Annotated in this window: 5 protein-coding genes; 1 reads left to right on the plus strand and 4 read right to left on the minus strand. The window is 58.9% G+C overall.

Annotated features, from left to right (window positions below):
- Window positions 1–586: 586 nt before the first annotated feature.
- Both GWG67_RS38440 and GWG67_RS38445 read right to left on the minus strand, forming a co-directional pair.
- Window positions 587–889 carry an HdeA/HdeB family chaperone gene (locus GWG67_RS38440; protein WP_275174850.1) on the minus strand — a complete coding sequence of 101 codons (303 nt, stop codon included), beginning with the start codon at window positions 887–889 and terminating at the stop codon, window positions 587–589.
- A gap of 1015 nt (window positions 890–1904) precedes the next feature.
- Window positions 1905–2201 carry a hypothetical protein gene (locus GWG67_RS38445; protein ID WP_275174852.1) on the minus strand — a complete coding sequence of 99 codons (297 nt, stop codon included), beginning with the start codon at window positions 2199–2201 and terminating at the stop codon, window positions 1905–1907.
- Between the two features lie 484 nt (window positions 2202–2685).
- On the opposite strand from GWG67_RS38445, the gene GWG67_RS38450 reads away from it, so the two are divergent.
- The gene (locus GWG67_RS38450) at window positions 2686–3255 is read left to right on the plus strand and encodes a transglutaminase-like cysteine peptidase (protein ID WP_275174853.1); all 570 of its coding nucleotides are present in this window, start codon (window positions 2686–2688) and stop codon (window positions 3253–3255) included.
- 1974 nt (window positions 3256–5229) lie between these two features.
- Here the strand turns inward: GWG67_RS38450 and GWG67_RS38455 are convergent.
- Both GWG67_RS38455 and GWG67_RS38460 read right to left on the minus strand, forming a co-directional pair.
- The gene (locus GWG67_RS38455) at window positions 5230–5433 is read right to left on the minus strand and encodes a cold-shock protein (protein WP_275174854.1); all 204 of its coding nucleotides are present in this window, start codon (window positions 5431–5433) and stop codon (window positions 5230–5232) included.
- 923 nt (window positions 5434–6356) lie between these two features.
- Entirely contained in the window at window positions 6357–6593 is a 237-nt protein-coding gene (locus tag GWG67_RS38460) for a hypothetical protein (protein WP_275174855.1), read from the minus strand.
- Between the last annotated feature and the right edge of the window lie 2200 nt (window positions 6594–8793).

The raw sequence follows: 8793 nt of genomic DNA on the forward strand, positions 1-8793 counted from the left end.
CCACCCACCATGACCCCATCCCGCATGGCCAAATCCGCCATGGAAACCAAATGGCCGCGCCTGGGCAGTCGTGGACAGGCTTGGAACACTCGCGGCTAATAATAAGACCGCCGATACCGTTGCGATACGCAGCTTCATGACATCTCTCCCTCTGGCGACCATCGAGCAGAGCCGCCCGATGCCCGCATTTTTGCGTCAACGGCAATGTGGTTAAAGCGTTCCAGCACGGGAAAAAGCCGCAAAGCTAGGACGTAGCCACGCGGCGCGTGCGGCAAAAGCCTCTCAGCTGAAGATATGTTCCTGAATGTCGAAGCGGGAAGACTTGGAAAACACCTCGAGGACCTCCAGGATTTGACGGGTCTGCGGCTAGTAGCAGACTTGGCGGTCAACGAGACACACGGGATAGGGCTGTCCCTTATTGTTGTTGTTGGCCGTTCGAGGCGCGTGCTTCCAAGCCCGGCGCCGAAATTGTGAGCGCCCGGCTGCTACACGGCCGGTTCTGCGCTGATAACGTGTCTGTTCCCTGAGGGCACCAAGGCATAGAAACTCCGTCAGGCCGCTAGTGACCGCGAGGCCTCTCGAACCTCTATTTGCCCGTGCCCAGCCGCTCAATTGCCTGCATTACGGGGACTTCCCAATTGTTCTGGTTCTCACAATAGAATTGAATTTTCTCGGCCGTTGCTTCGACATTTTGTAGATCAATGGTCAAGTTGTTGCGCTTGGCATTATAATAACCGCTAAGCCATGCCGCTATCATTCGTGGATTACCAATTTTGTGATGAGCGAATTGGTCGCACGTAATCTTGGATACATCGAGAGACATTTGTGCGTGAAGTGATGATGCCGATGCCACAATGAGGAGGCTACTGACAATGAGTTTGGAGTGCATGGGATAAACTCCTTGAGTAAATGGGTTTTAGCGGCGCAAGGACTAGCAGTTGCCGAGGGTCATAAATGAGACATGGCAGACGGCCGTGGCAGGAATGCGGTGCATCAAACTAGGGCTAGCACGAAGCGCCTTCTGAACAGAGCATCAGTGCAGGTGGGGAGGCAAATGGTGATGGCAGCAGCTCTGCAGATCAACAGGGAATGATGATCTGCGCGGCTTGTGAATTCAGGCAAGTTGTGTTCGTTTTCTTTTAGCTCAGCAACCAGCCTCCAATTGTGATCACCGCCTTGCTCAAGACGTAGAGCCACGCGACCATGGCTAGCGTTGCGATCGTGAAGAAGCTGATCGGTAGCGCCATTGTTGCCCCTTCTCTTTGTTACGAGCGCGAAAGCGCACGCCAATTCTCGGGATGCTATTTGATTCCTAACGCCGGACTTTAAATGCGCGACAAGTCGCTCAGGACCCTCATGCTTCTCTGGGATTGGCGATCCTAACAACAGTTAATGACTCCTGGCTGGCGCGCGTAGCATCACTCAATGCTCGGCTTGGCGATTATGCTTGCATTCCTGGGGCTCGGTTTCGTGGTTAGGTATGCGACGCGCGGGGTATCTCGAGGAAGAGACGTGCTCATTATCTTGCATACGAGCCGTATTTGGGCGCGCCACGTCGTGGGCCGGCCAAACGACAAGTGCACGATCAGACCGAGAGGCCCGAGAGGTCGACCGCACCGCGCCTGCATGTCATCCAAGGAAATCGGTCCGAGCAACGATGACAAGCCGGTCGCCAGTTAGGAGACAACCGACGATAGGGGAAGCATCGGACACGTTCACCAACACCTTCTTGATCGCGGTCGATTGCCTTGGGTTGGCAGTGGCCCTGATTGTGCTGTGGCGTCTTCGCTGATCCTGATGAGCTTCCGGCAGATCGATCCGGAATTTGGCGAGGCGCGTGGCCAAGCGATGATCGCTGCCGCCGCAGAGCTTGGGTGGACTGAGCTACGCCCGATCCAATTGGTTCAAGGGCACGTTGCCAACGTGCGTTCCTGATCGTCACGCATCTCGCAGCGCTCAAGCAATGCTCGCTCAGTAGCGGCTACCCCCCGCACTTCATTGAGCGCCTTAGTCAATTCATGCTGCATCTTGGTTTCCTCAGGATGCAGAGTCGCCAGCGCACGAGCACGAACCACATTCAATTCGGTCTCGGTAAGTCCTGTAACAAACACGGGCGCATTCAAGACGGCGCCCAGGAATTCGACTCGCCGCGAGTTCAGGGTGGCGACTGGCGTACTAAACAACACCCAGGCCACCGACATTGACGGGTCCCCTGTTTACTGGGAGCCCCTAGTCCCCGAGATTTCTCAGGCGAACTTCAAAATCGGCTGGCTATAGGCGCAACTGCTGCTCGTGGAGCGGCGTTTAGAGACCTCGGGAGTTCTCAGGAAACTTGAGTGCCCGCGAGCGCTGCGGCCCGCGCGAATGCGAGCCCGTGTATCTTCGTCCGCTCTGCGATGAACTCCGGACCTGCCTCAGACACGGCCCGACTTCCGAGAAGGGCCCGTTTTCGGAAGTCACGGTATCCCCATACAACGATGACCGCGATCAGCACTGTGCCCGCTAATTCCTCAACAACCAATTGTCAGAAGTGTCATGTCAGCGTATACAATCTCAGGATGCTCCAGGGTGGGCGGCCTGGCCTGAAAGGTCGGCACTCACCGCTTACCCTTAGCGTTCACCCCCCAACAAAGGGGACGAAAACATGCGCCCTTTTCTACCAAGAAGGTGCTGGCGATTGCGGGGATGATCGCTGGGTTTGAGCCCGTCAATGCGGGGCCGTTGAATAAGCCGATGGAACCGCAATCTGCCATCCGGCACGTTCGGTTCGAGACACCGACGCTGCCGCCGATGGCCCACACGACATTTTGCCTGCGCTACGAGAACGAATGTCGCATTAAGCCGCAATTTCGCGGGGGGCTCGTTCGCCTGACCGAGGAACGTTGGGCCGTTCTCAAACAGATCAATCAGATCGTCAACCGCAGCATCATTCCTGACAGCGCAGAATCGGGTTCAGGCGTAGAAAGCTGGTTGATCAATCCAGAGCGTGGCGACTGCAATGATTACGCAGTGACCAAGCGCCACGAATTGCTTGCTCGCGGCTGGCCCTCAGGCGCGCTACTGCTGAGCGAGGTCGTGACGTATGGGGGAAAGCATCACCTCATTCTTGTCGTGCGTACCCGAAGCGGCGATCTGGTCCTCGACAATCTGACGCCAGCGATCAAGTCGTGGGCGCGTGTGCCCTACCGCTGGATCCGGATTCAGATGCCGAATCACGCTCGACTGTGGACCACAATCGCCGACCCTTGGGGGTGAGCATCGAAACAACAGGCCTTACGTAATTTCTCGACCTCGTGCCCTCGGTGTTGTAGGTGCCCGGCAGTTGGCTCACCCGCACATTGTTCTGAGCTTCTCCGCCTGTGATGATATAGCGGTCGTATCCGGCTCTAATGATCTCGATAGCAGCAAGTCGCTGAGATGCTGCGAGTGCCCTTGCCAACCGCAGACCGCCGCCGCTGAAGTTTGAACGATCATGGTGTTGGCGGAAGTGCGCACCGCCTGACCTCGCGCGCACGCGCCCAACACCAGAGCCAACGCTAACGCACCCAACTAGCCCCCTGCCCTGATCGTCTATCGCAGGTCGAGGCGCACTAAACAACACTCGCTCTCCAACGGGTCCCCTTTCGAGCGGGCCCCCTATTCTGGCGAGCGCGGCAAAGCGAACTTCACATTCAGCCAGTAAATCCCTAGCTGCGCTGCTCCGGTCACAGGTGATGTCAACAGCCCAGAAGCTCCGCGCTGCAAATGTGCCGCAAATGAACCTTTTCCCGAACGTACTCAATCACATGACCGATTTTGATACCCACTCAAAGTGAGGGAGGGCCACAACAGAGAAGGGCTCACAACAGAGAAGGGGCTATTCGCGCGCACGGTACCTTGGGCCAAACCCGAGCAAACCAACCTTTTCTCAAGCGGCTACAACCGCATGACCATCTTTAACACCCACGCAAGGCGAAAGCCGCACCTTCGCACTTCCACTCACTATCCACGCCCCACCTCAGCACGCAGCGCTGCTGAGGAATTTTTCGCGAAAACTGGAAAGGAACCACCATTGATCAATGACGACGACACCAGCTTGCCGTCCGGGCCTGCGTGGCAGGCTGCTCGCAAGGCGTGCCAGACACCCCTAGACCGCAAGCGCCTCGCTGCGGCTTTCAAAGCGGGCTGGCGTGCCGCGGAATTATCAGAATTCGCTAGGTCGTGCCATCGCCGCCGCAATCGCGACTATGCTACCGCGCACTCGTACCGGAGCGCTCTCAAGCACCACGGCAGCAAAGACGCCCAGCTTTGGCGCAAGCTGTTCCGAGAGCGCGGATCGCTCCCGCTGCCGCCTAGGTGTCCCAAAGAACTAGATTACACGCCACCGTCCTCAGGCATCGGCAGCAATCATCGTTACTGGCCCTTCCATAGCCTGGAGTTGATTGCGCTAATCGACGCGCGCACCCGGGCGTACTTCAACATCCCTGAAGGACACTCGATACACCCTCATGCCTGGGTGGCCTCATACCTCTGGTTTCAGAGGGAGCAGGCAGCGGCGTCACGCGGCACCGAAGGCGCTGAGTTCTCCTAGGCTCCCGATCCGCTCCATTCACCACCAACTCAAAGGAAGCGACCGACCTAGGCTCCAGCCTACGCTCGACGACCTTCCAACGGATTGACGCTTGCGCAGACGCAGGCGAACAACAACAACAACTCGAAGCTAGGCGCTCTCAACAGCCGAGGCTCCATCGGCACCAACGCAGCCAACAGCGGCGTGAACGCCACCCGAGGCCCTTCATCACAGTGACGCACTAATCATAACGCACGAAGCATTCCTCAATGCTAAACGAGGGCTCAAAGATCACCTAAGAGGACCCAATGGCGCGGCGGGCAACGGCTCCTCACCATCGTGGATGAGGCCCTCGCAAACGTGGTCGATGAGAGCCATGCGACGACCGAGAACTTATCCGTCTTGCGATGAGGCCGCTGAATCTCGCGGCCTCGTGCTAGAGGTTGAGGGCTCGCTATTGCCAGCCCCGGCGGGCCCTCCCTCAGTCGGTCAATAAAACTGACGTTTAAGTTTTTCGCAGGTGTGACATGGATGACATTGCGCCCCCGCACTGTCGCGGTAGCCTTTATTCCGCCGGGGCTGGAATCAATATTTCACGTCTTCATTTACCCGGCTGGCCGCAGTGGTTCGCCGCTGCGGCCTTTTCGTGTGGCTCCTACCGTCGCATCGCGATTAAACGATCACCCCACGCGCAGATTTTCCGCCGAGTCCTTTCCACGATTGTTCACGACGTCGAAGCTGACCTTGGCTCCCTCTGCCAGCGACGTGTAACCAGCCTTCTCAACCGCTGAGATATGAACGAAGACGTCCCTGCCGCCGTTGTCAGGTTGAATGAACCCGTAACCCTTCGTCGGGTTGAACCACTTCACTGTCCCCATAGCCACGTGACGTCTCCATTTTTCAAAAACCAAAACTAGTTCTGGAATTCCGACGAAAGAAAGGCTGGCCGCCCGGCGCGCAAACCGATAGACCGCACGCTGATTTAGTCGGCATGCCCCGAGTCAAAAAGATCCAAATACCGAATGTGAAGTGTGAGCGGCTGTTTGGAACCGTCTAAGAGCACACGTACCCTGTTGCGCGTGGCGCCTAGCCCGCCGAACTTGCCGGACAATCTTCGACCAGCCGCCTCAGCCAACACGATGCGAGAACCTGGTGCGACCCATCCTTGATGAGGGACAATTCTGAGATGGGCGGACCGTACTTGTGGTCGGACATGCAGGCAAACATATCGTAAAATTCGCCCAAGTAAAAGCCCGCGCAGGCTCCGTAAGAACAACGGGAATAACGATGCTACCCTACTCGCGGCTAATCCCGCCTCGGGTTCGGTGCCTCAATCTCCCTCAGCATCTGCGCCGTAACCCAAGCACGACATGGGCCGGCTCGGCGTCGCGGCCAAGCAAGGATCTCGGTTCGCGATCCAGCGCACTGGCCCGGAATTTCGACCGGCCGAGCGCTGTGGCCAAGGCAATTTTCAGGTCGCGCAACTCGTGCGGACCGTGCTCGATTGCCTAGCAATTTAGACCCATATTCTGATTTGCAGATGTGCGTGAAACGGGAAAGCCGCGGTCGCTGAGAAACGATTGGTGTTGAAGCTGCGGACACCCCTACCGCCCCCTTACACGCCCGTGACACACATTCGTTCATGCCTTCCCGCTGTGCGGCGTTTGGCGGCGGTGTCGTTGCCGACGGCGATCCATCGAAACTTCATCTTTCTGGTAAGCTTCTCCTCTCTGACATCGCTGCTGGCACGCACAGATGCGATGGCTCTTGTACGGAGACGACGGATCAGGTGCGATCGTGTACCAAATCAGTTTGACGCTGCCGCCTTGACTCCTCCCTCATTGCTAAGCCCCGCCGCTGCCGCGATCTTCACATCAACGAGTAGGCGATCGATGATTGCGGCGCTGATGACCAGAACACGATCATGGTCCGCTTGGCCAAGCCGCAAGCGGCCATGTTGCTCGAGGGCCGGCAGTGTCGCGCACAGGTCGTCGAGGATGCGCCCCTTCTCCGCCCGTTTGGCCAACCGGTAACGTTCCATCACCGCCTACAACAACTCGCGTCGCGCGCCCATGCTGATCTTTCCTGCCATAGAAGCCACCGAAGCAATTTGGTGGCGCTGCTGCGGTCATCGGCGAGAAGTTGTCCAGTAACATTCTGGATGAGGCAATCTCCCCTCTTCGGCGTCCGCGCCGGCCCGGACATTATCATGAGACGCTACGCGACCTCGGAAAGGACCGTGAGCCCAGCGAAGACATCAACCAGCCCGAGCGATCCAATGCCTGCCCGGCAAACTATCGTATCAGCCGCGCTCGCGCCGTCTCCGCAACCCTGACCAGCTCCGACGGCGCGAGCGCTACCCTCGTGCCGTCGGAAAGTTCAAAGCAGAGCTAAACTGAAAGTACGAACGCAAGCAGCTCGCCTTGCAGATTGAAGTGCAACTAAGCTTCTGCACAAGCGAAATTCCGGCACTGATGATCGCAGAAAGGCAAGACGCCTAGCCGCGCGGTTATGTCTATTCCTGCTCGATCTCGGCCGGCGCGTGCTCGATCTGCCGCACCGGCTCCCCGGCTCCGGGCCAAGATGCGCAGTGACTTAGCTGGATGGTTGTCCGCGGTCGAGGCCCTCTCCCACCACGCGACCTTGGCGTGCACCGTCGTCAATTGGATGTCTGCGGCAGGCGCGGCGCCGACGTGCGGCCGGACTTCAATTGGATCAAGCCCGCGACCTCCTCGATGCGTTACCGATGAAGTTCTGCGCGCGGTGCGAGAATGGCCGCTGGGTCTGCGAGAACCACCCGGACCGCCGATCGGCCTAACGAGAGCGCGGAGTTTGCGATTGGGTGACCCGGTCCCAGTCAGCCAAGGCCGTGCGGGATCTATGCCGCACGGCCTTGGGTGCAACTGTCCAGGCCCAGCCGGATTCCGTCGCAGCAGATCTAGCGTCCCTGCATTGCCTCGAACGAAGCCCGTCATTCGCGACGGGCTCAAGGTCAGGGAGGAAAGGCGCCCTAAGGGCGCACGTTAAACGTATAATGAATCGCGCCAGTACGGTGTGTCGCAACTCACACTGTGGATAACAAAAGTGCCCGGGGGTCGCGCCATTCGATGGAGCCGCATCAGCCTTGATGCGGCTGCTGACGCTGCCGGTCCGCGCACGATCAATGCACCACGCCGAGGTGAGCAGCCGTCGCGGATGCAGGGCGTCATCACACCATGGAGCTCTCAAACCCATGACCCCGTGAGATCATTTAGGCTCTGCCGTGAGCCATCAAGGCCGTTCGCCGCGGCCCTGGCAATGGCCGCCCGGCGGTGCGACGTCCGCGGCTTTCACTGCCGCTGCGCTCCCAGCCAGTTGGCCGCCCCTTGTCTGCATCCTGATGGCAGCGAAGGGCTCAGTCCAGCGCGTCTCAGCGCGTTGGAGCTTGCCGCGGCGTTCTTAGCCGAGGGCCGCAGAGGTCGACATGCTCGGAACCGAGAGTGTAGCCCGAGATAGCTCCAAAAGACACACGCCAGACGGTGTTCGGATAGCTGCCGGCGCACACCAAATGTGTCGTATCGGATGCATAGTTAACGCAGCGCTGTAGACACTGCCTCGCCAGCGCAGCTTGGCGATCCGGGCAGATCAGGCCGGTTCTTTCGTCTTCGGCCCTCCCAGCGTCGTCCTCAAAAAAGCAATCCCGCAACTGCGCATTTCGAGTCAACACGTTCATGCATTGAGCGGTCGCGTCGCCGACCTGCGCCTTGGTCGGTTTCACCAATGGGCACTCTGGGGGAATCTGAGCTGGCACCACGTAGGTACGCGCAGACCGGCGGGCGAGCACGGCGGCTCTGTGCTTGCTCACTGCGGACCGACGTGACGGCCCTCGAAAATCTTGGGCGCAGGCGATAGGAAGGCATCTGGTCCACAGCGGACCGCTGCTCACGCACCGATTGGCGTCTGGCGCGCAGCCGGTGGGGCAACAGGTTTGCGCAGACGCGGGCGATACCACCGCATATGCCAAAACCAGGATTGTCACCTTGAGATGGCGCATGTTGCCCCCACCAGACAGCAGCTAAGCGGCGCTCGACTGTTCCTTTTCAATCGCGCTCATTCTTCTTCTTGTCATCTCCATCCTGGCCGCCAAAGCCCGAGGAGCCCTTGTTACCGCCGCCACCGCCAGATCGGGAGCCTTCCTCTCCGGAATGCGCGACCTTGGAGCCCTTTGCGCCACCCGAGTTCTCGCCGCCACCCCCGCCAGAGCC

It is taken from the genome of Bradyrhizobium sp. CSS354 (assembly GCF_029051725.1).
In the GTDB taxonomy this organism is placed as follows: domain Bacteria; phylum Pseudomonadota; class Alphaproteobacteria; order Rhizobiales; family Xanthobacteraceae; genus Bradyrhizobium.

What these genes read in the sequence shown, in the direction of transcription:
- GWG67_RS38440 (WP_275174850.1), bottom strand. Translation starts at nt 889, where the DNA reads ATGCACTCCAAACTCATTGTCAGTAGCCTCCTCATTGTGGCATCGGCA.
- GWG67_RS38445 (WP_275174852.1), bottom strand. Translation starts at nt 2,201, where the DNA reads ATGTCGGTGGCCTGGGTGTTGTTTAGTACGCCAGTCGCCACCCTGAAC.
- GWG67_RS38450 (WP_275174853.1), top strand. Translation starts at nt 2,686, where the DNA reads ATGATCGCTGGGTTTGAGCCCGTCAATGCGGGGCCGTTGAATAAGCCG.